This is a genomic window from Comamonas antarctica, assembly GCF_013363755.1.
In the GTDB taxonomy this organism is placed as follows: Bacteria; Pseudomonadota; Gammaproteobacteria; order Burkholderiales; family Burkholderiaceae_C; genus Comamonas; species Comamonas antarctica.
The window spans coordinates 518100-539496 of the sequence record NZ_CP054840.1 but is presented as its reverse complement, the minus strand read 5'-3'; the positions used below and the strand labels follow the sequence as shown (position 1 = coordinate 539496).

Below are 21397 nucleotides of genomic sequence, written 5' to 3'. Positions count from 1 at the left end.
CCATTCCCCATACGGCTGAAGCAGCATCAGCCCCCTCCGAGATCAACGGCTACAGCTGGAAGGCCCTCGCGGGCTCGGCCGTGGGCTATGCCATGGACGGCTTCGACCTGCTGATCCTGGGCTTCATGCTGTCGGCGATCTCGGCCGATCTGAACCTGACGCCAGGCCAGGCCGGCTCGCTCGTGACCTGGACGCTGATCGGCGCCGTCGCCGGCGGCTTCTTCTTCGGCGCGCTCAGCGACCGCTACGGCCGCATCCGCGTGCTGACCTGGACCATCGTGCTGTTTGCGGTGTTCACCGGCCTGTGCGCGTTTGCGCAAGGCTATTGGGACCTGCTGGTCTACCGCACGATTGCCGGCATCGGCCTGGGCGGCGAATTCGGCATCGGCATGGCGTTGGCCGCCGAAGCCTGGCCCGCACGCCACCGCGCGCGCGTGTCGTCGTATGTGGCGCTGGGCTGGCAGGTCGGCGTGCTGGCCGCCGCGCTGCTCACGCCGCTGCTGCTGCCGATGATCGGCTGGCGCGGCATGTTCCTGGTCGGCGTGATCCCTGCCCTGGTCGCCTGGGTGATCCGCAACAAGCTGCACGAGCCCGAAGTGTTCGTGCGCAAGCAGCGCGTCAAGCAGCCGCGCTTCCATGCGCTCAGGCTGCTGATGGCCAATGCGGCCACGACGCGCGTGAGCATAGGCATGATCGTGCTGACCTCGGTGCAGAACTTCGGCTACTACGGCATCATGATCTGGATGCCCAGCTTCCTGTCCAAGCAACTGGGCTTCAATCTGACCAAGTCCTCGCTCTGGACCGCCGTGACGGTGCTGGGCATGATGGCCGGCATCTGGGTCTTCGGCCAGCTTGCCGACCGCATCGGCCGCAAGCCCAGCTTCATCCTGTTCCAGGTCGGCTCGGTGGTCATGCTGCTGACCTATTCCCAGCTCAGCGATCCCACGGCCATGCTCTGGGCCGGCGCGCTGCTGGGCCTGTTCGTCAACGGCATGATGGGCGGCTATGGCGCGGTGATGAGCGAGGCCTACCCGACCGAAGCGCGCGCCACCGCGCAGAACGTGCTGTTCAACATCGGCCGCGCGATTGGCGGCCTGGGCCCGATCGTCGTCGGCGCCGTGGCCATGGCTTACTCCTTCCAGGTGGCGATTGCGCTGCTGGCCGCGATCTACGTCCTGGACATGATTGCCACGGCCTTGCTGATTCCCGAACTCAAGGGCCAGGAACTGCAATAAGGCGCCGCCTTGCGGCGTCCAGCCCGGCGGGTGCTGCCGCCAGGGCTGCGCTTCAGGAAACCACGGCCAGCGCCAGCGCGGAGGCCGGCACGCGCAGCAGCACGCGCGTGCGCGCACGCAGCCCGCTCGCGGCTTGCGCAAACCCCACCATGTGCACGCCCGCATCGAGTTGCGCCGCGACTTCGTCGCCGCCGTCGCCGCGCGCCACGCGCGTGACGCGCGCGGGCCACCAGTTCTCGTGCGCCGTGGCCGGCGCACCCGTCATGGGCTGCACCTGCACCGCCGTGGCCTTGGCCAACGCCAGCACCGGCAGGCCCGGCGCGAGACCCAGCAGCTCGGCGCTTTCCCGCGTGATGCGCGCTACCAATTGCAGCGCCGCTGCATCCGCGCCGCGCAGTTGCACCCGCACCAGTGGCCCCTGGGCCTGCAGGGCCTCGACCACGCAAGGCCATTGGTTGCGCATGCTGGTGCGCAGCGCCAGCCGCGCCGCCACCGGCGCCTGGCCGCTCAGGCGCGCGAGCACGTCGGCACGCGCCGCATCCATGGCGGCGGCCGCATCGAGCAGCGCCCGGCCCGCGGCCGTGAGTTCGGCGCCGCCGCCGCCCGCGCCCCCGACCACGCGTTCGACCAGCGGCACGCCCGCCAGGTTGGTGAGCGTGTCCAGCGCCTGCCAGGCGGCCTTGTAGCTCACGCCCACGCTGCGCGCGGCCTCGGAAATCGAGCCGCCCGCGCCGATCTGGCGCAGGATGGCAATGCGCCGGTCGGCAGGGCCGTGGTCCAGCGCCGCGGCCAATGACAGGGAGGAAGACGGATCGTGCATGCCGCCATCATGCCGCGGATCCTGCTGCCAGGCGGCCGCGCGGCCGATAATGCGCCATGTCCTCCGCCGCCAGCCCCCTGCCCTCGCTTGCCCCCCTGCATCCGCAGACCGTCGCGCTGCATCGCCTGGAGGCCGATGGCGCGCTCCAGGTACAGACGCAGCAGCGCACGCTGGCCAGCGAAGTGCCGGTGGCGCTGGTCTTCAACGGCATCTCGCATGCGGTCATGCTGGCCACGCCGCTGGACCTCGAGGATTTCGCGCTGGGCTTTGCGCTCAGCGAAGGCCTGATCGACAGCGCGGCCGACTGCTTTGGCGTCGACGTCGCGCCGGTCGCGGCCAGCGCCGCGGGCCTGCCCGAGGGCATGGACGGCATGGAAGTGCAGATTGAAATTTCCTCGCGCTGCTTTGCGCGCCTCAAGGACCATCGCCGCAGCATGAGCGGGCGCACCGGCTGCGGTGTCTGCGGCGTGGAAAGCTTCGCGGCGCTGGACCTGTCGTTTGCGCCGCTCCCCGCGCGCGACTGGGTGGGCGGCATCGAACTGCCGCAGGTGCTGCGCGCCATGGAAGCGCTGCGCGGCAAGCAGCTGCTCAACGCCGAAGCCGGCGCGATTCATGCGGCCGGCTGGGCGCTGGCCGATGGCGCGCTGCAGGATGTGGTCGAGGACGTGGGCCGGCACAACGCGCTCGACAAGCTGCTGGGCCGCCTGGCGCGCACCGGCCGGCTGGGCGAGCCCGGCTTCGCCGTGTTGTCGAGCCGCGGCAGCCATGAGCTGGTGCGCAAGTGCGCCAAGCTGGGCATAGGCGCACTGGCCACGATTTCCGCGCCCACGGCCATGGGCGTGCGCCTGGCCGAGCTCACGGGCCTGCGTTTTTGGGGCCTGTCCCGCGCGCCCGGCGCCGTGCTTTACGCGCCCGGCGCGGGCCAGCCGCCGATTGCCCGCTGAGCGCATTGCCCGACTGCGGCGCTGCGCCACGGCGCAGTCCGTAGAATCGCGGCCTCAGCCACTGGATATACACCATGCACCGCTGTTTCCGATTCCCCTTGCTGCGCGCGCTCGCAGGCAGCCTGCTGCTGCTGGCCGCCGCCGCGCCGCCGGCCCAGGCACAGCCTGCACCGGCCGTGACCGCTGCCGCCGCCGGCACGCGCAACTTTCCGCCCGATGCCCAGCGCGGCAAGCTGGTCATCGGCACCATGCCCGAGGTCATGCTCAACGGCAAGCCCATCCGCACCACCCCGGGCTTTCGGCTGTTCAGCCCCGAAGGCCGGCTGCTCATGGCCTACCAGTTCGCCGGGCAGAACCTGCTGGTCAACTATGTGATCGAGCCCAGCACGCAGTGGCTGCACACCGCCTGGGTGCTGACGCCTGAAGAAGCTGCGCTCAAGCGCCCCTGATTTCGCGGCCGCGCGCCCGCGCTGCAACCTGGCCGCTGCGCTCCGCAGCAGCCTACCGCTTTCCGAGAATTCCACGATGTCCAAAAAAGTATTTATCAAGACCTTCGGCTGCCAGATGAACGAGTACGACTCGGACAAGATGGCCGATGTGCTGGGCGCGGCCCAGGGCTATGAACCCACGCAGGATGTCGACGAAGCCGACCTGATCCTGTTCAACACCTGCTCGGTGCGCGAGAAGGCGCAGGAAAAGGTGTTCAGCGACCTCGGCCGCATCAAGCACCTCAAGGAAAAGGGCGTGCTGATCGGCGTGGGCGGCTGCGTGGCCAGCCAGGAAGGCGCCGAGATCATCAAGCGCGCGCCCTATGTCGACGTGGTGTTCGGTCCGCAGACGCTGCACCGCCTGCCCGAGCTGCTCAACGCGCGCGCCGCCAAGGCCAAGCCGCAGGTCGACATCAGCTTTCCCGAGATCGAGAAATTCGACCACCTGCCGCCGGCGCGCGTCGAGGGCGCCTCGGCCTTCGTGTCGATCATGGAAGGCTGCTCCAAGTACTGCAGCTACTGCGTCGTGCCCTATACGCGCGGCGAGGAAGTCAGCCGGCCGTTCGACGACGTGCTGGTCGAAGTCGCGGGCCTGGCCGACCAGGGCGTGAAGGAAGTCACGCTGCTGGGCCAGAACGTCAACGCCTACCTCGGCAAGATGGGCGACACCCAGGAAATCGCCGACTTCGCGCTGCTGCTCGAATACGTCAGCGAGATCCCGGGCATCGAGCGCATCCGCTTCACCACCAGCCACCCGAACGAATTCACGCCGCGGCTGATCGAGGCCTACGCCAGGCTGCCCAAGCTGGTGAGCCACCTGCACCTGCCGGTGCAGCATGGTTCGGACAAGATCCTGATGGCCATGAAGCGCGGCTACACGGCCATGGAATACAAGAGCACCATCCGCAAGCTGCGCGCGATCCGCCCCGAACTGGCCATGAGCAGCGACTTCATCGTCGGCTTCCCGGGCGAGACCGAGGAAGACTTCCAGAAGATGATGAAGCTGATCGACGACGTGCGCTTCGACAACAGCTTCAGCTTCATCTTCAGCCCGCGTCCGGGCACGCCTGCCGCCAACCTGCACGACGACACGCCGCACGAAGTCAAGCTGCGCCGCCTGCAGGAGCTGCAGGCCGTGATCAACCGCAATATCAAGGACATCAGCGAGGAGCGCGTGGGCACCGTGCAGCGCCTGCTGGTCGAAGGCCTGAGCAAGCGCGACGGCAGCGAACTGATGGGCCGCACCGAATGCAACCGCGTGGTGAACTTCGCCGGGCAGGAGCGGCTGATCGGGCAGATGATCGATGTGAAGATCACCGAAGCCAAGGCCTACACGCTGCGCGGCGAAGTCATAATCAGCAACACCCCCTGAGCGACTCACGTCGCTTCCCCCTCTCAACCTTCGGTGGAGGGGGGGCGCCCGGCTAGGGACGGCGCCCTCGCTGCGGGGCGGCCCTTGCTCGGCGCCCCCATGTTGGAGCGCGCCTGTCTCATGCGCCGTGAACCAAGCTCAGCTCAGCCGGCAAACACCGTGCGCGCTTCGGTGAAGCGCTTGCTGAAATAGACGTTGTCCATGTCGACCACGCGCACGATGCCGCCGCTCGAGGGCGCATGCACGAAGCGCTCGCCGCCGACATAGATGCCCATGTGCGAATAGCGCCCGCCCGAGGTGTTGAAGAACACGAAATCGCCGCGCTGCAGGTCGCGCCGGTTCAGCGTGGTGCTCACGCTGGCCCACTGGCTGGTGCTGCGCGGCAGGCGCTTCTCGGTGATGCCCTGCAGCGCGTACTGCACCAGCCCGCTGCAGTCGAAGCCGCCTTCGGGCGTATTGCCGCCATAGGTATAGGGCGTGTTGACCACGAGCATGGTGCGTGCATAGAGCGCATCGCGCAGCGTGCCATCGAGCGCCAGCGGCACCACCGGCGGCGGCGCCGGACGGCCGCGGCGCGCGGGTGACGAACTGCAGCCAGCCAACACGGCAGCGCCAGCGAGCGCCGCGGACAGAAGAAGCCGGCGTGGCGGCGCGGCATGGATTTCAGGCAGCGTTTGCATGCGGCCATTATGGGCAAGGGGCGCAGAGGGGCCAAATCCGAAGTCTTTGTCCTGAGACGGACGGGGTCTACCGTTCGTCATAAGCCTGCTGACAACCGCTCGTGTTGAGCGCTGCGACAAACCGTTCGTGGTGAGCTTGCTGATAAACGTTCGTGGTGAGCCCGTCGAACCATGGACGGCCACATCTCAAAACCTGACCACAGGCGCGCCATCCTTCGACAAGCTCAGGACGAGCGGAGGAAAACCATATGTGGTGAGCGTTGCAAGAACCGTTCGTGGTGAGCCCGCCTGCGCGGCCCGGTCGAACCATGAACGGCCGGCCCTCCAGCAGCCTGGCGCGCCAAAAAAAAACCGGCCCGCGCATCACGCAAGGCCGGTTTTGGCAGGAAACCGAAGAAAGATCAGAACGGCAGCTTGGGCATGCCGCCGCCGCCCATCATCCCCTTCATGGCCTTCATGCCGCCCATGCGCTTCATCATCTTCATCAGGCCGCCGCCCTTCATCTTCTTCATCATGTCCTGCATCTGCTCGAACTCCTTGAGCAGGCGGTTGACTTCCTGCACCTGCACGCCCGCGCCCATGGCAATGCGCTTCTTGCGCGTGGCCTTGATCAGCTCGGGCTTGGCGCGCTCCTTGGCGGTCATCGAGCAGATGATGCCTTCCTTGCGGCGCACCTCGCGCTCGGCCTTGTCCATGTCGACCTGGCCGGCCTTGGCCGTGAGCTGGCTTGGCAGCTTGTCCATCAGGCTGGACAGGCCGCCCATCTGCTTCATCTGCTGGATCTGGCCCAGGAAGTCGTTGAGGTCGAAGCCGTCGCCGCTCTTGACCTTGGCGGCGAGGCGCTGCGCGGCCTCCATGTCGACGCCGGCCGTGACCTGCTCGACCAGCGCGACGATGTCGCCCATGCCCAGCACGCGGCCCGCATGGCGCTGCGCGTCGAAGACTTCAAGGCCGTCGAGCTTTTCCGAGACACCCGCGAACTTGATCGGCGCGCCCGTGATCTGGCGCACCGACAGCGCCGCACCGCCGCGCGAGTCGCCGTCGAGCTTGGTCAGCACGATGCCGGTCAGCGGCAGCGCTTCCTTGAAGGCCTTGGCGGTGTTGATCGCATCCTGGCCCTGCATGGCATCGACGACAAACAGCGTCTCGACGGGCTTGAGCGCGCCGTGCAGTTCCTGGATTTCGCGCATCAGCGCTTCATCGATGGCCAGGCGGCCCGCGGTATCGACCAGCAGCACATCGAAGAAATGGCGCTTGGCGTAATCGAGCGCGCCGCGCGCGATATCCAGCGGCTTCTGGTCGGGCGTGCTCGGGAACCATTCGGCGCCGGCCTGGGCCGTGACCGTCTTGAGCTGTTCGATGGCCGCGGGGCGGTACACGTCGCCCGACACCGTGAGCACCTTCTTCTTGCGCTTTTCAATCAGGTGCTTGGCCAGCTTGGCAGTGGTGGTGGTCTTGCCCGCGCCCTGCAGGCCGGCCATCAGGATCACCGCCGGCGGCTGGGCATTGAGGTTGATGTCGCTCACGCCCTCGCCCATGGTCGCGGCCAGTTCGGCGTTGACGATGGACACCAGCACCTGGCCCGGCTGCAGCGAAGACAGCACTTCCTGGCCCAGCGCCTTTTCCTTGACGCGCGCGATGAAGTCGCGCACCACGGGCAGGGCCACATCGGCCTCGAGCAGCGCCATGCGCACCTCGCGCAGCATGTCCTGCACGTTGGATTCTGTGATGCGGGCCTGGCCACGCATCTCCTTGACGAGGCGCGAGAGTTTTTCGGTAAGAGCGGAGGCCATAGGCGGGAAATTCCGGTAGATGCTGCGGCCGCGATTGGGTCCGGGCGCGCCGATGGGCACGCAGAGGCGGCAGCAGGCAGGAGTGAAGGCTTGAATTTTACCTGCTGGTGCGGCCTGCGGCAGCCGCCCATGCCCTTGCCGGCGCGGGTTCGCGGGGATTGGCGGCAGCGGGCAAACGTGTACGATTTGACACATCCACGCCGCGGGGTGCGCCACGCGGCCCTGCCGGCGCGGAGCCTGCCTGCGCCGGTCTATCATTGAGCGATGGTTTCCTTTGCCTCCATGCATTCTCCCTCCCCGACCCTGACCTGGCTGCTGGCCCTGTCCGCGGCCTGCGCCTATGCCGTTCCCGCGCTGCGCATCGGGGAAACCGCGGCGCGCTGGGCGCTGGCCGTGGCCTGGGCGCTGCACGCGGGCTCTCTGGCCTGGGGGCTGCTGGGCACCGCGCCGCATTTCGGCTTTGCCACGGCGCTGTCGGTCACGGCCTGGCTCATGCTCACCGTCTATGGGGTCGAGCAGCAGCTCTATCCCCGGCTGCGCACGCGCGCGCTGCTGGGGCTGCTGGGCGCGGCCGCGGTGGTGCTGGCGGCGTTGTTTCCGGGCCTGCCGCTGCAGGTCAACTCCTCGGTCTGGCTGCCGCTGCATCTGGCGCTGGGCATTGCATCCTATGGCCTGTTCACCGCGGCCGTGGTGCATGCGGCGCTGATGAACCACGCCGAAAAGCGCATCCGCCTCGCGGCCGACGACGACAGCGGCATCCCGCTGCTGGCGCTCGAACGCCTCACTTTCCGCTTCGTGGGCGCGGGCTTCTGGCTTCTGACCGCCACGCTGCTGGCCGGCTGGCTGTTCGGCGAGGCGCTGTACGGCCGCGCCTGGCGCTGGGACCACAAGACCATCTTCTCGCTGCTGTCGTGGATCACGTTCGCGACGCTGCTGGTCGGGCGCGCGCGCTTTGGCTGGCGCGGCCGGCATGCGGTGCACATGCTGTATGCGGGCGCACTGCTGCTGCTCTTGTCCTATGCGGGTTCGCGCTTCGTGATGGAAGTGCTCCTCGAACGCTTCACATGAAATATCTCCTCGTTCTTCTGGTCGTCGTGATTGCCGTCGGCATCTGGCGCAGCAACCGCCGCCGCGCCGAACAGGTGGCGCGCCCGGCGGCGCAGCGTGAGACCCGGCTGCAGCCGCCCCAGGACATGGTGGCCTGCGCGCGCTGCGGCTTGCATCTGCCGCGCAGCGATGCGCTGGCGCTGGGCGGCCCGGCGCAGCCCACCTATTACTGCTGCGCCGAGCATCGCGCGCAAGGCCCGGCCTGAGCCGGCGCTGCGCCCAGGCCATGGCTGCAGCCCCTGCCCCGCCCCGCCCCTTCCCGGCCGAGCCGCAGGCCGTGCGGCTTTGGAACGGCTTTCTCAATGGCCGCGTGCTGGTGGCCGCGGTGCTGCTGGCGCTGCAAGGGCTGAGCCTCACGGTACAGAGCCAGAACGCGCCGCTGCTGTGGACCGTCTGCGCGGTTTATCTGGCGCTTGCGCTGTTCACGCGCATTGCCGGGCGCCGCACGCCGCCGCCGCCGCAGGCCGGCTGGCACTGGCTGCCGCTGATCGGCGTCGACATTGCCGTGGTCTGCCTGTTGCAGCTGCAGCAGACCAGCCCGATCAACTATGCGCCGCTGCTGGCGCTGCCCATTCTCATGGCGTCGGCGCTGGGCACGCTGCTGCTGGCGTTTGCCACCACGGCCGGCGTCACGCTGCTGCTGCTGGGCTGGACCGGATGGACCGGCCGCCTCGGCATGTCGGATCTCACGCAGCAGTACTTCCAGACCGCGTTGACCTGCGCCGGCTATTTCCTGATGGCCTACCTCACGCACCAGCTGGCGCAGCGCCTGCAGCGCGAGCAGCAGCTGACGCAGCAAAGCCGCGAGGCGGCGCATCTGCAGGAGCAGGTCAATCACCTCATCATCCACCACCTCGACGACGGCGTGCTGGCCATCGACCGCCAGGGCCTGGTGCATACCGCCAATCCCGCGGCGCTGCTGCTGCTCGACTGCAGCGCGGGCCCGCAGCTGCCGTTCGCGCTGTCCGCCACCGAAGGCAATGCACCGCTGTCGACGCTGGTCGAGCAGACCTTTGCCAGCGGCGCGGCGCTGACCGCGGACATGGACCTGGTGCACGCCGCCCACAATCCGCTGGGGCTGCATGTGCGCACCTGGCTCACCGCGCCGATGCAGGGCGATGCGCCCGCGGCGGCGCAGTGGTGCGTGGTGTTCCTGCATGACCTGCGCGAGATGCAGGCCCGGCTGCGCACCGAGAAGCTGGCGGCGATGGGCCGCATGTCGGCGGCCGTCGCGCACGAGATCCGCAATCCGCTGGCCGCGATCAGCCAGGCCAACGCGCTGCTGGCCGAGGACCTGAGCGATCCGGGCCAGCAGCGCCTGAGCGCCATGGTCGCGCACAACGCCCAGCGCCTGGCGCGCATCGCCGAGGAAGTGCTCGACATCGCGCGCGTGCAGCAGCAGATCCATGCGGCCGAGGCCAGCGCGCTGCCGCTGGACGAGCAGGTCGCGGCGATCTGGGACGAATGGCGCGCCCAGGGGGGCGAGGCGCGCGAGGCCCGCGTCTTGCTGCACGCCGAGCAGGCGCTGGTGGCCTTCGATGCCGAGCACCTGCGCCGCGTGCTGGTCAACCTGCTGGACAACGCCCAGCGCTTTCGCAGCGGCGCAGCCGACGGCCTGCAGCTGCTGACCGGCCATGCGGGCCCGGTGCCGATGCTCGGCGTGCCGCAGGTGTGGCTGCAGGTCTGGAGCGATGGCGCGCCGCTCGACGCGTCGGTGCAACGCCATCTGTTCGAGCCTTTTTTCTCGTCGCACAGCCGCTCGACGGGCCTGGGGCTGTACATTTGCCGCGAGCTTTGCGAGCGCTACGGCGCGCGCCTGGGCTACCAGCGGCTGGCGCGCGACACCACGCGCGGCAGCATCGAGGGCAATGCCTTCACGCTGGTGTTCTATCCGACCGCCGTGCTGGGCACCCCCGCGTCCCGCCTCGACACCCTCGTTGTCTGACACCTGCCCATGCCTGACATTGCCGCCTCCATCCTGGTCATCGACGACGAGCCCGACCTGCGCACGCTCTACGAGCTGACGCTGCTGCGCGAAGGCTACCGCGTCGAGACCGCCGACAGCGTACAGGAGGCGCGCGCCCAGCTGCAGGCCCAGCGCTTCGACGCCGTGCTCACCGACATGCGCCTGCCCGACGGCCTGGGCCTGGACCTGCTGCTGGAGCTGCGCGCGCAGCAGCGCTCCGAGCGCTGCGTGGTCATCACCGCGCACAGCTCGGCCGAGAATGCGGTCGAGGCGCTGCGCGCGGGCGCCTTCGACTACCTGAGCAAACCCGTGGACCTCAAGCAGTTCCGCGCCGTCGTCGCCTCGGCCGTGCATCGGCCCGCGACCGGCGGTTCGTCCGCGGCGCGTGGCACGCGCGCCCCGGCCGCGGGCGGGCGCGAGTCCGAGCCGCGCCTGGCCGATCCGGCCGGCGCGCTGGCACTGCTGGTGGGCGAATCGCCGGCCATGCGCGCGGTCAAGCAGAACATTCTCAAGGTCGCCAAAGGCATGGCGCCAGTGCTGGTGCAGGGCGAATCGGGCACCGGCAAGGAACTGGTGGCGCGCGCGCTGCATGCCAGCAGCCACCGCGCCGACGGCCCGCTGGTGGCGGTGAACTGCGGCGCGATTCCCGACAACCTGCTCGAGGCCGAGTTCTTCGGCGCGCGCAAGGGCTCGTACACCGGCGCCACGCAGGATCGCGGCGGCTATTTCCAGGCCGCGCGCGGCGGCACGCTGTTTCTCGACGAGATCGGCGACCTGCCGCTCGCCATGCAGGCCAAGCTGCTGCGCGCCATCCAGGAGCGGCGCGTGCGCCCGCTGGGCTCGACCCAGGAGGAGACGGTCGATGTGCGCATCATCAGCGCCACGCACCGCGACCTGGCCGCCGAAGTCGCCGCGGGGCGCTTCCGCCAGGATCTCTATTACCGGCTCAACGTCATCGAGATCCGGCTGCCGCCGCTGCGCGAACGCCGCGAGGACCTGCCGGCGCTGTGCGAAGTGCTGCTGGCGCGCATTGCCGCCGAAACCGGCTGCCCGGTGCCGCCGGTCACCCCGCAGCTGCTCGAGCAGCTCGCACGCCTGCCGCTCACCGGCAACGTGCGTGAACTTGAAAACCAGCTGCACCGCGCGCTCACGCTCAGCGAAGACCAGCAGCTGTCGCTCGGCGCGGCCGCCGATGAAACGCTGGCGCCCGTGCCCGTGCCAGCTACCGCCGCCGCGCCCCTTGCCGCGGACGCCGGCCACCTGCCGCATGACCTGCAGGCCTGGCTCGACCAGCAGGAGCGCGACATCCTGGTGCGCGCACTGCGGGAAATGGGCTTCAACCGCACCGCCGCCGCGGCGCGGCTGGGCATCAGCCTGCGCCAGATCCGCTACCGCATTGCCCGCCTGAACATCTCCGCCCCCCATGACAGCGAAGCCCCCGACAGCCCCGAACACTGAAGCCGCAGGCCGCTGGCCGGCCAGCCCCTGGAACGGCGGCTGGTACCTGCCGGCGCAGATCCTGCCTTCGCCCAACTTCGGCGCGCGGCCCGAGGGCGCGCAGATCGATCTGCTGGTACTGCACTCGATCAGCCTGCCGCCCGGCGAATACGGCACGGGCGCGGTGCAGCAGCTGTTCACCAATCGGCTCGACTGGGATGCGCACCCCTATTACCAGGGCATACGCGGCGTGGAGGTCTCGGCGCACTTCTTCATCACGCGCGAAGGCAGGGTCTGGCAGTTCGTCGACTGCGGCCAGCGCGCCTGGCACGCGGGCGCGTCGCACTGGCGCGGGCGCGGCAACTGCAACGACGACTCGATAGGCATAGAGCTCGAAGGGCTCGAGGGGCTGACGTTCGAGCCGGCGCAGTATGCGGCGCTCGCGCAGCTGTGCGCCGATCTCGCCGCGCATTACCCGATTCGCCATGTGGCCGGCCATGAACATATCGCGCCGGGCCGCAAGCGCGATCCCGGGCCGGGCTTCGACTGGCCGCGGCTGCGCAGTGCGCTCGCGGGCCAGGCCCTGCAATGGCCTGCGGCTACCGCAGCGGACGTCTAAGGCGTTTTTCCACCAGCGTCAATCCATGACCATCGGGAGGCCGGCTTTTTCGCCACGCCGGCAAAATTTTTTGTCGTCCCGGCCATGCGGCGCAAGCCCGCGCGGGCCTTGGTTTTTGTGGTTTTCACCGGCGGCTTTCCTGCGCCAAGACAAGGTTTTTCCAGCGCGGAACATGCTCTTGGCGAAGCCATCGCGCTACACTAGCCCTCGAAGCAAAGACACTACCTGTAGTGGTCAATAGCCTCCACAGGCACTACATTTAGTGTTAAAAACTTGTGCACAGTGTGTGTACGGCTTGTGGACAATCAGTTTCGCGCTGCCGGCCCCGGCGGCTGCAGCGCCATCACCTAAACGCCCAAGAGGAATCCATGCAAGAAGCGTTGAACCCCGTCTCCTCCGCGTCCGCCGATGCGGCGACCACCGCGGCCAATCAGCAGTACCACGTCATGCGCCGCAGCGGTGATGTCGTGGACTTCACGCCGCAGAAGATCGCCGTTGCCGTGACCAAGGCCTTCCTCGCCGTGCGCGGCGCCCAGGGCGCGGCCTCGGCCAGCGTGCGCGAGATGGTGGACGAGCTCACGCAAGGCGTGGTGCGCGCGCTGGTGCGTTCGCGTCCGGGCGGCGGCACGTTCCACATCGAAGACATCCAGGACCAGGTCGAACTGGGCCTGATGCGCGGCGGCCACCATGAAGTCGCGCGCGCCTACGTGCTGTACCGCGAGCGCCGCAACCAGGAACGCGCCGAGCAGAAGAAGGCCACCCAGGCCGCGGCCGCCCCGGCGCCCGAACTGCAGGTCACCGACAACGGCCAGCGCGTGCCGCTGAACCGCGAACGCCTGGTGGCGCTGATCGAATCCGCGTGCCAGGGCCTGAACGCCGACATCCAGTCCGCGCCCATCGTGCAGGAAACCCTGCGCAACCTGTACGACGGCGTGCCCATCGACGAAGTGTTCAAGGCCGCCATCCTGGCCGCGCGCACGCTGATCGAGAAGGACCCCGACTACACCTACGCCACCGCGCGCCTGCTGCTGCACACCATCGTGCGCGAAGTCATGGGCCGCGATGTCGCGCCGGCCGAAATGGGCGCCGCCTATGCCGAATACTTCCCCGGCTTCGTGCAAAAGGGTGTCGACAACGAACTGCTCAACCCCGAGCTGCTCACCTATGACCTGCCGCGCCTGGCCAAGGCCCTCAAGGCCGAACGCGACCAGCAGTTCGACTACCTGGGCCTGCAGACGCTCTACGACCGCTACTTCCTGCACGTCAAGAAGACCCGCATCGAGCTGCCCCAGTCGTTCTTCATGCGCGTGGCCATGGGCCTGGCGCTAGGCGAGTCCGACCGCAACGCGCGCGCCATCGAGTTCTATGAGCTGCTGAGCTCGTTCGACTTCATGAGCAGCACGCCCACGCTGTTCAACAGCGGCACGCTGCGTTCGCAGCTCTCGAGCTGCTACCTGACCACGGTGCCCGACGACCTCGACGGCATCTACGAATCGATCAAGGAAAACGCGCTGCTGTCGAAGTTCGCCGGCGGCCTGGGCAACGACTGGACGCGCGTGCGCGCCCTGGGTTCGCGCATCAAGGGCACGAACGGCGAGTCGCAGGGCGTGGTGCCCTTCCTCAAGGTGGTCAACGACACGGCCGTGGCCGTGAACCAGGGCGGCAAGCGCAAGGGCGCGGTCTGCACCTACCTGGAAAGCTGGCACCTCGACATCGAGGAGTTCCTGGAGCTGCGCAAGAACACCGGCGACGACCGCCGCCGCACGCACGACATGAACACCGCGAACTGGATCCCCGATCTGTTCATGCGCCGCGTGATCGAAAAGGGCAGCTGGACGCTGTTCTCGCCCGCCGACGTTCCCGACCTGCACGACCTGTTCGGCGCCGACTTCGAGAAGGCCTACACCGCCTACGAAGCCAAGGCCCAGAGCGGCGAACTCAAGCTGCACAAGACGCTGCCCGCCACCGACCTGTGGCGCAAGATGCTGTCGATGCTGTTCGAGACCGGCCACCCCTGGATCACGTTCAAGGACCCCTGCAACATCCGCTCGCCGCAGCAGCATGTGGGCGTCGTGCACTCGTCCAACCTGTGCACCGAGATCACGCTCAACACCAGCGACACCGAAACCGCGGTCTGCAACCTCGGCTCGGTCAACCTGGTGCGCCACATCAAGGACGGCCAGCTCGACCACGAAAAGCTGCGCAAGACCATCACCACGGCGATGCGCATGCTCGACAACGTGATCGACATCAACTACTACGCGGTGCAGAAGGCCAAGGACTCGAATCTGCGCCACCGCCCCGTGGGCCTGGGCCTGATGGGCTTCCAGGATGCGCTGTATGAGATGCGCATGCCCTACGCCTCGCTGTCGGCCGTGGAGTTCGCCGACCAGTCGATGGAAGCCATCTGCTACTACGCCTACTGGGCCTCGACCGAGCTGGCCAAGGAACGCGGCAGCTACTCGACCTTCAAGGGCTCGCTGTGGGACCGTGGCATCCTGCCGCTGGACACCCTGGACCTGCTGGAAAAGGCGCGTGGCGGCCATGTCGAAGTCGACCGCTCGATGCGCCTCGACTGGGACGGCCTGCGCAAGAAGATCGCGGCCGACGGCATGCGCAACTCGAACTGCGTGGCCATCGCCCCCACGGCGACGATCTCCAACATCGTCGGCGTCGATGCCTCGATCGAGCCCTCGTTCGGCAACCTGTCCGTCAAGTCCAACCTGTCGGGCGAGTTCACCATCATCAACAACTACCTGGTGCGCGACCTCAAGCGCCTGGGCCTGTGGGATGACGTGATGGTCATGGACCTGAAGCACTTCGACGGCTCGCTGCGCCCCATCGACCGTGTGCCCCAGGAAATCAAGGACCAGTACGCCACGGCGTTCGAAGTCTCGCCCGAATGGCTGGTCGAAGCCGCGTCGCGCCGCCAGAAATGGATCGACCAGGCGCAGAGCCTGAACATCTACATGGCCGGCGCCTCGGGCAAGAAGCTCGACGACACCTACAAGCTGGCGTGGCTGCGCGGTCTGAAGACCACCTATTACCTGCGCACCACCAGCGCCACGCAGGTCGAGAAGTCGACCGTGCAAAGCCGCACGCTCAACGCCGTGTCGTCGTCGGCTCCCGCTGCTGCCACGGCGGCCGCCGCCACGGCTGCGGTCACCGTCGCATCGGCCGCGGCCGCCGCCGTGCCCAGCGCGCTGGAAAAGGCCGCTGCCGCCGCGCTGGCCAGCACGCCCGCCACGGACATCAAGTTCTGCGCGATCGACGACCCGGGCTGCGAAGCCTGCCAGTGATGGCACCGGGCACAGGCCTCAAGCCCTAGCGCTTCGGGCCTGCGCCACCCGCCCGCCGGCGCCCTGCGCCGCGCGGGCGGCTCCCTCTTCCAGCCTGGCCCGTGGCTTCGCTGGACCCTGCCAAGGCCGCCGTCGCCCCACGCCACCGCGCCTCTTGCAGCCCTCTTCAGGAACACACCATGCTGACCTTCGACGACGACACCACCCCCAGCACCTCCGCCAGCAATGCCGCGGCGACTCCCGCCGCCTCCGTCAAGCGCGTCAATGCCGCCGACAAGCGCATCATCAACGCCAAGACCGACGTCAACCAGCTGGTGCCGTTCAAGTACAAGTGGGCCTGGGAAAAGTACCTGGCCACCTGCGCCAACCACTGGATGCCGCAGGAAGTGAACATGACGCGCGACATCGCGCTGTGGAAGGACCCGAACGGCCTGACCGAAGACGAGCGCCGCATCGTCAAGCGCAACCTGGGCTTCTTCGTCACGGCCGACTCGCTGGCCGCGAACAACATCGTGCTGGGCACCTACCGCCACATCACCGCGCCCGAATGCCGCCAGTTCCTGCTGCGCCAGGCCTTCGAGGAAGCGATCCACACCCACGCCTACCAGTACATCGTCGAGTCGCTGGGCCTCGAGGAAGGCGAGATCTTCAACGCCTACAACGAGATCAAGTCGATCCGTGACAAGGACGAGTTCCTGATCCCCTACATCGAGGCGATCATGGACCCGAACTTCCACACCGGCACGCCCGAAACCGACCAGACGCTGCTCAAGTCGCTGATCGTCTTCGCCTGCCTGATGGAAGGCCTGTTCTTCTACGTCGGCTTCACGCAGATCCTCGCGCTGGGCCGCCAGAACAAGATGACCGGTGCCGCCGAGCAGTACCAGTACATCCTGCGCGACGAGTCGATGCACTGCAACTTCGGCATCGACCTGATCAACCAGCTCAAGCTGGAGAATCCGCACCTTTGGACCAACGAGTTCAAGGAAGAAATCAAGGCGCTCTTCATCAAGGCCGTCGAGCTCGAATACGCGTATGCCGAAGACACCATGCCGCGCGGCGTGCTGGGCATGAACGCATCGATGTTCAAGGGCTACCTGCGCTACATCGCCAACCGCCGCGCGACGCAGATCGGCCTCGAGGAACTCTTCCCGGGTGAGGAAAATCCCTTCCCCTGGATGAGCGAGATGATCGATTTGAAGAAGGAACGTAACTTCTTTGAGACACGCGTGATCGAGTATCAGACCGGCGGCGCACTTTCCTGGGATTAATCGCTCTTCCGCAGGCACAATGGCACTCATCAACCGCCCCATGCAAATCACCTTGCGTCAAGGTGCTGCACGGGGCGATTCCGAGTTCATTGCGATGCGTCACTCCACATCGCTATGGATCGCTTCCTGCCGATGCGCAGTCGAAGTGTTTTGTGCAAATCGACCAAGGAGAAGATGATGGCAACTGCGAAGAAAACGGCCGACAAGAAGGCCACGACTGCGACCCCGGCAGAGACCGCGAAGAAAGCGGCTCCCGCCACCAAGACGGCAACCAAGGCCACGACCGTGACCAAGGCTGCGGCACCGAAGAAGGCAGCAGCTGCGCCCAAGGCCGCAGCCAAGCCCGCCACGGCCGCCGCTCCAGCCAAGAAGGCTGAAGCCGCCAAGCCCGCAGCCGCCAAGAAGACCGCTGCTGCCAAGCCGGCCGCAACCTCTACCAAAGCCGCGGTGAACAAGACCTCCACGGCTTCGGCCAAGGCTGCTGCTCCTGCCAAGGCCAGCACGGCCAAGAAGACCGGCACCGCGGCCAAGGCGGCAACGCCGGCCAAGGCTGCTGCACCGGCGAAGAAGTCTGCAGCTTCTGCCAAGGCTGCCGCACCGAAGTCTGCAGCTTCTGCCAAGGCGGCCGCACCGAAGTCTGCTGCATCCGCCAAGGCTGCCGCACCAAAGGCTGCTGCTTCCGCCAAGGCCGCCGCACCGAAGTCTGCGGCATCCGCCAAGGCCGCTGCGCCCAAGGCTGCTGCACCGGCACCGGCCACCTCGGCAAAGGCCGCGGCCCCCGCCAAGAAGGCTGCTGCTCCAGCAAAGGCCCCGGCCCCCGCCAAGAAGGCCGCTGCTCCAGCAAAGGCTGCGGCCCCCGCCAAGAAGGCCGCTGCTCCAGCAAAGGCTGCGGCACCCGCCAAGAAGGCCGCCGCTCCTGCCTCTGCCAAGGCTGCGGCACCCGCCAAGAAGGCCGCCACTCCTGCCTCTGCCAAGGCTGCTGCGCCCGCCAAGAAGGCTGCTGCTCCGGCAAAGGCCCCCGCTGCAGCCAAGACCGCTGCTCCGGCAAAGGCCACCGCTCCAGCCAAGACCGCTGCTTCGGCCAAGGCCGCTCCGGCACAGGCCGCCTCTGCCAAGAAGGCCGCTGCAAAGAAGCCGGCAAAGGCCGCTGCTGCACCGGCCGCCGTGGCCGCGGCACCCGTGGCACAGACCCAGCTCCAGCCCCAGGCCGCATGGCCCTTCCCGACGGGCACCAAGCCCTGAGCGATGGCACTCGCCAGCAAAGCCCGAAGCCGCAAGGCCTCGGGCTTTTTTCATTCAGGCTTGTGCCAGATCCGCTGCCACAGTTCGATCAGGGCTTCGCGCACCGGAACCTCCAGCGGCTGCTGCGCGATGACGGTCCGGCCCGCGCGGATTTCCTCCGGACTGCCGAGCCGGAAACGAAAGCTGTAGCGGCCTTCGCTGCCCATGCGCAGATCGCTGAGATAAAGCGCGTCGTCTTCCTGTTCAAGCTTCATGAAGCCATCGGCAAAACGCGCCAACTGCGCAATCGCCGGCGCGTGCGGCGCATATTGGGACTGCAGCGCAGTACCGCGTTCATGGCGCGTCCAGGCCGTCGCGCGGTTCTTGTCGAACACCGAGTGATAGCCTTCCCAATAATGCGTATCGTCCATGGCCACCACGCGCCACAGCAGCGTATTGAGCGGAGTCGGCGTCACCAGCAGCTGCGGCGCCGCGATGTCTTGCGCTGCCAGCGAGGCGCGCGCAACGCCACTCACATGCTGCTGCGCCAACACGCTCCAGGCCAGATACAGGCTGCTGAGCAGCAACCCGACCTGGTTGCCACGCAGCCCGGCAAACGACTTGCGGCACAGCGCGACCCCGACGCCGATCAGCAGCGGCAGCGTATAGAGCGGATCGATCACGAACACGCTGCCCAGGCCGTAGGCCTCGCGGCTGAACGGCCGCAGCAGCTGCGTGCCGTAGACCGTGAACCAGTCGAGTACCGGGTGCGTGACCAGCACCAGTGCCATTGCCAGCGACCAGCGCCGCCAATATGCGCCCTCGCCCTGCAGCCGCGCGATGCACCAGCCCAGCAGCGGCGACAGCAGCAAGAGGTACAGCAGCGAATGGCTGTTGCCGCGATGGTTGATCATGTTGGCCAGCGCGTTGCCATGGTCGATGAACACATCGAGGTCGGGCAGCGTGCCCGCGACCAGCCCCCAGAACGCGGACTTCCAGACGGCCGTGCGGCGGCCCATGGTGGCAATGGTCAGCGCTGAACCCAGCGCGATCTGCGAAACGGAATCCATGGACGTCCAGGCTCAAAAAGGCAAATTCCACCATGGACGCATGGCGCGCCCATGACCGGGCGCGCGGCTTATTCCGCCGCGAAGTCCAGGCGGTAGTTCTGCGGACCCTTGCTGGCGATCTTCAGCGCCCCGACGCGGTTGCCCAGTTCGGCGCAGCGCACCAGCGGCCAGCCCTTTTCCAGCCCGAACAGCAGCGCGCCGCGCCAGGCATCGCCGCAACCCGTGGGATCGACGACCTGCTTGGGCACCACCGGCGGCACATGCGTCTTTTCGCCCTGCTCCCAGACTTCGCAGCCTTCGGCGCCCAGCGTCACGACCAGGCCACGGACCTGCTGCGACAACGCCGCGAGGTCCATGCCGGTGCGGTCGCACAGCACCTTGGCTTCGTAGTCGTTGACGGCAATCCAGTCGGCCTGCGCGATGAAGGCCTTGAGCTCTTCGCCATTGAACATCGGCAGGCCCTGGCCCGGATCGAACACAAACGGAATGCCGGCTTCGTGGAACTGGCGCGCATGCTGGAGCATGGCTTCGCGGCCATCGGGTGCGACGATGCCCACCGCAGCCGGCGTCTCGGACGTGACCTGCAGCAGATGGGCATGCGACATCGCGCCGGGATGGAAGGCGGTGATCTGGTTGTTGTCGGCGTCGGTCATGATCATCGCCTGCGCGGTATAGATCTCGCTGCTCTCGCCGACATGGCGCGTCGAGATGCCGAGATTGCGCATGTGCTCGAGATAGCTTTCGCCATCGCTGCCCAGCATGGCCATCGGCAGCGGCTCGCCGCCCAGCAGCTTCAGGCTGTAGGCGATGTTGCCGGCGCAGCCGCCGAAATCGCGGCGCAGCGTCGGCACCAGGAACGAGACATTGAGTATGTGCAACTGGTCCGGGAGGATCTGGTCGGCAAAGCGGCCCTCGAAGGTCATGATGGTGTCAAACGCGAGGGATCCACAAATGAGGGCGGCCATGTTGGTAAGGTAGTCAGGGGTAGAAGACAAGCGCACGATAACCCGCGATGCGGGCTGGCGTGGCGGTGACGGCCAGCGGAACGCGCGCGCTCCACTCGGCCTGGGCGCCCAGCGTGGCCGGGGCCTGCAGATCGGCGGGCAGCAGCACGCGGCGCAGCACCGGCTGGTCCTGCAGGTCGGTGAGCGTGAGCTCCACCGCGGGCATGGCCAGTTCGGTACTGGCCTGGTTTTCAATGGTCAGCGTAAGCAGGTAGCTGCCTTCCTGCGCGGTGCGCGTGAAGGCCGAGGCCGTGATCACGATCTGCGCGATGTCCTGGCGCGCCGACAGCGTGCAGCCGGACAGCGCGCACAGGCCTTGCAACGCCGGGCGCAGCGCGGGATTCCACGCGGCCAGCGCATTGCGCTCCTGCAGCGCGACCTGCAGCGCCAATGCCAGCAGCAGCACCGTGCTGCCCGCGGCAAGTGCCGCGCGCACGCCGCGCGACTGCCAGAACGCCTTGCGCCGCGCGGTGCGCATGAAGCCGGGTTCGGCTTCGGTCTGGGGCGGCCGCTCGCCGTGCGACCGCGCAAACGGGTCTGGCGCGGCGCCGGCAAGCGGTAGCGGCGCCAGTTCGGATTCGTGGCGCAGATCGATATCCAGATCGACTTCGGGCTGGCGCTCCAGCGGCGGCTGCGGCCCCGATTCGAGATCAGGGTCGGCTTCCGGTTCAGCTTTCAGTTCCGGCTCCGGCTCCGGCGCCGGTTCCGGCAACGCTTCAGCGCCCGGCTCGGATGCACCAGACGGCTGCGGCTGCGCTTGCGCGTCGAACTCCGGCGCGTCAGGCGCCAGCGGCAGATCGTCTTCATCGTCGACGGCTGCCGGCAGCGCGTAACCGGACTCCTGCGCCGGCACCTGCTCGGCTACGGCGGCCACGGGTGCTGCGGGTACCGCCGGCACGGGCGCAGCTGCGGCCGCATCCAGCGTCAGCGTGGCGTCGAAGACCTCCTGGCACTGGCCGCAGCGCACCCAGCCTTCGGAGATCCGCAACTGGTCGGCCACCACCTTGAACCTCGTTCCACAAGAAGGGCAGCGCGTCGTCTGGCTCATCGGCAGTTCCTGGCAAAAGTGGG

At 67.7% G+C, this 21397-nt stretch carries 18 protein-coding genes; 12 read left to right on the top strand and 6 right to left on the bottom strand.

Annotation, left to right across the window (positions count from 1 at the left end):
* Nucleotides 1-92 precede the first annotated feature (92 nt).
* Nucleotides 93-1235, top strand: coding sequence for an MFS transporter (locus HUK68_RS02530; RefSeq protein ID WP_175505709.1), 1143 nt, complete (start codon nucleotides 93-95; stop codon nucleotides 1233-1235).
* Nucleotides 1236-1287: 52 nt separating this feature from the next.
* Here the strand turns inward: HUK68_RS02530 and HUK68_RS02525 are convergent, their stop codons facing one another.
* Nucleotides 1288-2055 carry a TOBE domain-containing protein gene (locus HUK68_RS02525; protein WP_175502797.1) on the bottom strand — a complete coding sequence of 256 codons (768 nt, stop codon included), beginning with the start codon at nucleotides 2053-2055 and terminating at the stop codon, nucleotides 1288-1290.
* A gap of 56 nt (nucleotides 2056-2111) precedes the next feature.
* Between HUK68_RS02525 and fdhD the strand changes: the two genes are divergently transcribed.
* The 3 genes from fdhD (at nucleotide 2112) to miaB (ending at nucleotide 4859) form a co-directional block, all read left to right on the top strand.
* A complete protein-coding gene (fdhD, locus tag HUK68_RS02520) occupies nucleotides 2112-2999 on the top strand; it encodes a formate dehydrogenase accessory sulfurtransferase FdhD (RefSeq protein ID WP_175502796.1) in 888 nt (295 codons plus the stop codon).
* A gap of 74 nt (nucleotides 3000-3073) precedes the next feature.
* Complete coding sequence (locus HUK68_RS02515) at nucleotides 3074-3448, top strand: hypothetical protein (RefSeq protein ID WP_175502795.1); 375 nt, start codon at nucleotides 3074-3076, stop codon at nucleotides 3446-3448.
* 76 nt (nucleotides 3449-3524) lie between these two features.
* Entirely contained in the window at nucleotides 3525-4859 is a 1335-nt protein-coding gene (gene miaB / locus HUK68_RS02510) for a tRNA (N6-isopentenyl adenosine(37)-C2)-methylthiotransferase MiaB (RefSeq protein ID WP_175502794.1), read from the top strand.
* Nucleotides 4860-5002: 143 nt separating this feature from the next.
* Here miaB and HUK68_RS02505 read toward each other — a convergent pair whose 3' ends face one another.
* Both HUK68_RS02505 and ffh read right to left on the bottom strand, forming a co-directional pair.
* Nucleotides 5003-5539 carry a C40 family peptidase gene (locus HUK68_RS02505; protein WP_175502793.1) on the bottom strand — a complete coding sequence of 179 codons (537 nt, stop codon included), beginning with the start codon at nucleotides 5537-5539 and terminating at the stop codon, nucleotides 5003-5005.
* Between the two features lie 401 nt (nucleotides 5540-5940).
* The gene (gene ffh / locus HUK68_RS02500) at nucleotides 5941-7332 is read right to left on the bottom strand and encodes a signal recognition particle protein (RefSeq protein ID WP_175502792.1); all 1392 of its coding nucleotides are present in this window, start codon (nucleotides 7330-7332) and stop codon (nucleotides 5941-5943) included.
* A gap of 264 nt (nucleotides 7333-7596) precedes the next feature.
* On the opposite strand from ffh, the gene HUK68_RS02495 reads away from it, so the two are divergent.
* From HUK68_RS02495 to HUK68_RS02460, 8 genes are all read left to right on the top strand, one after another.
* Nucleotides 7597-8400 (top strand): cytochrome C assembly family protein, encoded by an 804-nt coding sequence (locus HUK68_RS02495; RefSeq protein ID WP_175502791.1) that lies wholly within the window; start codon nucleotides 7597-7599, stop codon nucleotides 8398-8400.
* The gene (locus HUK68_RS02490; RefSeq protein ID WP_175502790.1) at nucleotides 8397-8645 is read left to right on the top strand and encodes a PP0621 family protein; all 249 of its coding nucleotides are present in this window, start codon (nucleotides 8397-8399) and stop codon (nucleotides 8643-8645) included. The genes HUK68_RS02495 and HUK68_RS02490 overlap by 4 nt, the downstream gene beginning before the upstream one ends.
* Nucleotides 8646-8665: 20 nt before the next feature.
* Nucleotides 8666-10384, top strand: coding sequence for an ATP-binding protein (locus HUK68_RS02485; protein ID WP_175502789.1), 1719 nt, complete (start codon nucleotides 8666-8668; stop codon nucleotides 10382-10384).
* A gap of 9 nt (nucleotides 10385-10393) precedes the next feature.
* On the top strand, nucleotides 10394-11863 hold the full coding sequence (locus tag HUK68_RS02480; RefSeq protein WP_175502788.1) for a sigma-54-dependent transcriptional regulator: 1470 nt from the start codon (nucleotides 10394-10396) through the stop codon (nucleotides 11861-11863).
* Nucleotides 11829-12461 carry a 1,6-anhydro-N-acetylmuramyl-L-alanine amidase AmpD gene (ampD, locus tag HUK68_RS02475; protein ID WP_175502787.1) on the top strand — a complete coding sequence of 211 codons (633 nt, stop codon included), beginning with the start codon at nucleotides 11829-11831 and terminating at the stop codon, nucleotides 12459-12461. Before HUK68_RS02480 ends, ampD begins: the two co-directional genes overlap by 35 nt.
* Before the next feature lie 368 nt (nucleotides 12462-12829).
* Nucleotides 12830-15760, top strand: a complete 2931-nt coding sequence (locus tag HUK68_RS02470) for a ribonucleoside-diphosphate reductase subunit alpha (RefSeq protein ID WP_175502786.1) — start codon at nucleotides 12830-12832, stop codon at nucleotides 15758-15760.
* 179 nt (nucleotides 15761-15939) lie between these two features.
* Nucleotides 15940-17031 (top strand): ribonucleotide-diphosphate reductase subunit beta, encoded by a 1092-nt coding sequence (locus tag HUK68_RS02465; RefSeq protein ID WP_175502785.1) that lies wholly within the window; start codon nucleotides 15940-15942, stop codon nucleotides 17029-17031.
* A gap of 114 nt (nucleotides 17032-17145) precedes the next feature.
* Nucleotides 17146-18273 carry a hypothetical protein gene (locus HUK68_RS02460; RefSeq protein ID WP_434082454.1) on the top strand — a complete coding sequence of 376 codons (1128 nt, stop codon included), beginning with the start codon at nucleotides 17146-17148 and terminating at the stop codon, nucleotides 18271-18273.
* Nucleotides 18274-18323: 50 nt separating this feature from the next.
* On the opposite strand, the gene HUK68_RS02455 is transcribed toward HUK68_RS02460, so the two are convergent.
* The 3 genes from HUK68_RS02455 to HUK68_RS02445 form a co-directional block, all read right to left on the bottom strand.
* Nucleotides 18324-19322 carry a metal-dependent hydrolase gene (locus HUK68_RS02455; protein WP_175502784.1) on the bottom strand — a complete coding sequence of 333 codons (999 nt, stop codon included), beginning with the start codon at nucleotides 19320-19322 and terminating at the stop codon, nucleotides 18324-18326.
* Between the two features lie 68 nt (nucleotides 19323-19390).
* Nucleotides 19391-20287 carry a carbohydrate kinase family protein gene (locus tag HUK68_RS02450; RefSeq protein ID WP_175502783.1) on the bottom strand — a complete coding sequence of 299 codons (897 nt, stop codon included), beginning with the start codon at nucleotides 20285-20287 and terminating at the stop codon, nucleotides 19391-19393.
* A 13-nt stretch (nucleotides 20288-20300) separates the two neighbouring features.
* Entirely contained in the window at nucleotides 20301-21374 is a 1074-nt protein-coding gene (locus HUK68_RS02445) for a zinc-ribbon and DUF3426 domain-containing protein (protein WP_175502782.1), read from the bottom strand.
* Between the last annotated feature and the right edge of the window lie 23 nt (nucleotides 21375-21397).

Bases quoted from the DNA above. Each gene is read 5' to 3' on its own strand.
- HUK68_RS02450 (WP_175502783.1), bottom strand. From the start codon at position 20,287: ATGGCCGCCCTCATTTGTGGATCCCTCGCGTTTGACACCATCATGACC.
- HUK68_RS02515 (WP_175502795.1), top strand. From the start codon at position 3,074: ATGCACCGCTGTTTCCGATTCCCCTTGCTGCGCGCGCTCGCAGGCAGC.
- ampD (WP_175502787.1), top strand. From the start codon at position 11,829: ATGACAGCGAAGCCCCCGACAGCCCCGAACACTGAAGCCGCAGGCCGC.
- HUK68_RS02470 (WP_175502786.1), top strand. From the start codon at position 12,830: ATGCAAGAAGCGTTGAACCCCGTCTCCTCCGCGTCCGCCGATGCGGCG.
- HUK68_RS02480 (WP_175502788.1), top strand. From the start codon at position 10,394: ATGCCTGACATTGCCGCCTCCATCCTGGTCATCGACGACGAGCCCGAC.
- ffh (WP_175502792.1), bottom strand. From the start codon at position 7,332: ATGGCCTCCGCTCTTACCGAAAAACTCTCGCGCCTCGTCAAGGAGATG.
- HUK68_RS02490 (WP_175502790.1), top strand. From the start codon at position 8,397: ATGAAATATCTCCTCGTTCTTCTGGTCGTCGTGATTGCCGTCGGCATC.
- HUK68_RS02505 (WP_175502793.1), bottom strand. From the start codon at position 5,539: ATGCAAACGCTGCCTGAAATCCATGCCGCGCCGCCACGCCGGCTTCTT.
- HUK68_RS02445 (WP_175502782.1), bottom strand. From the start codon at position 21,374: ATGAGCCAGACGACGCGCTGCCCTTCTTGTGGAACGAGGTTCAAGGTG.
- fdhD (WP_175502796.1), top strand. From the start codon at position 2,112: ATGTCCTCCGCCGCCAGCCCCCTGCCCTCGCTTGCCCCCCTGCATCCG.
- HUK68_RS02495 (WP_175502791.1), top strand. From the start codon at position 7,597: ATGGTTTCCTTTGCCTCCATGCATTCTCCCTCCCCGACCCTGACCTGG.
- HUK68_RS02530 (WP_175505709.1), top strand. From the start codon at position 93: ATGGACGGCTTCGACCTGCTGATCCTGGGCTTCATGCTGTCGGCGATC.
- HUK68_RS02525 (WP_175502797.1), bottom strand. From the start codon at position 2,055: ATGCACGATCCGTCTTCCTCCCTGTCATTGGCCGCGGCGCTGGACCAC.
- HUK68_RS02485 (WP_175502789.1), top strand. From the start codon at position 8,666: ATGGCTGCAGCCCCTGCCCCGCCCCGCCCCTTCCCGGCCGAGCCGCAG.
- HUK68_RS02455 (WP_175502784.1), bottom strand. From the start codon at position 19,322: ATGGATTCCGTTTCGCAGATCGCGCTGGGTTCAGCGCTGACCATTGCC.
- miaB (WP_175502794.1), top strand. From the start codon at position 3,525: ATGTCCAAAAAAGTATTTATCAAGACCTTCGGCTGCCAGATGAACGAG.
- HUK68_RS02460 (WP_434082454.1), top strand. From the start codon at position 17,146: ATGGATCGCTTCCTGCCGATGCGCAGTCGAAGTGTTTTGTGCAAATCG.
- HUK68_RS02465 (WP_175502785.1), top strand. From the start codon at position 15,940: ATGCTGACCTTCGACGACGACACCACCCCCAGCACCTCCGCCAGCAAT.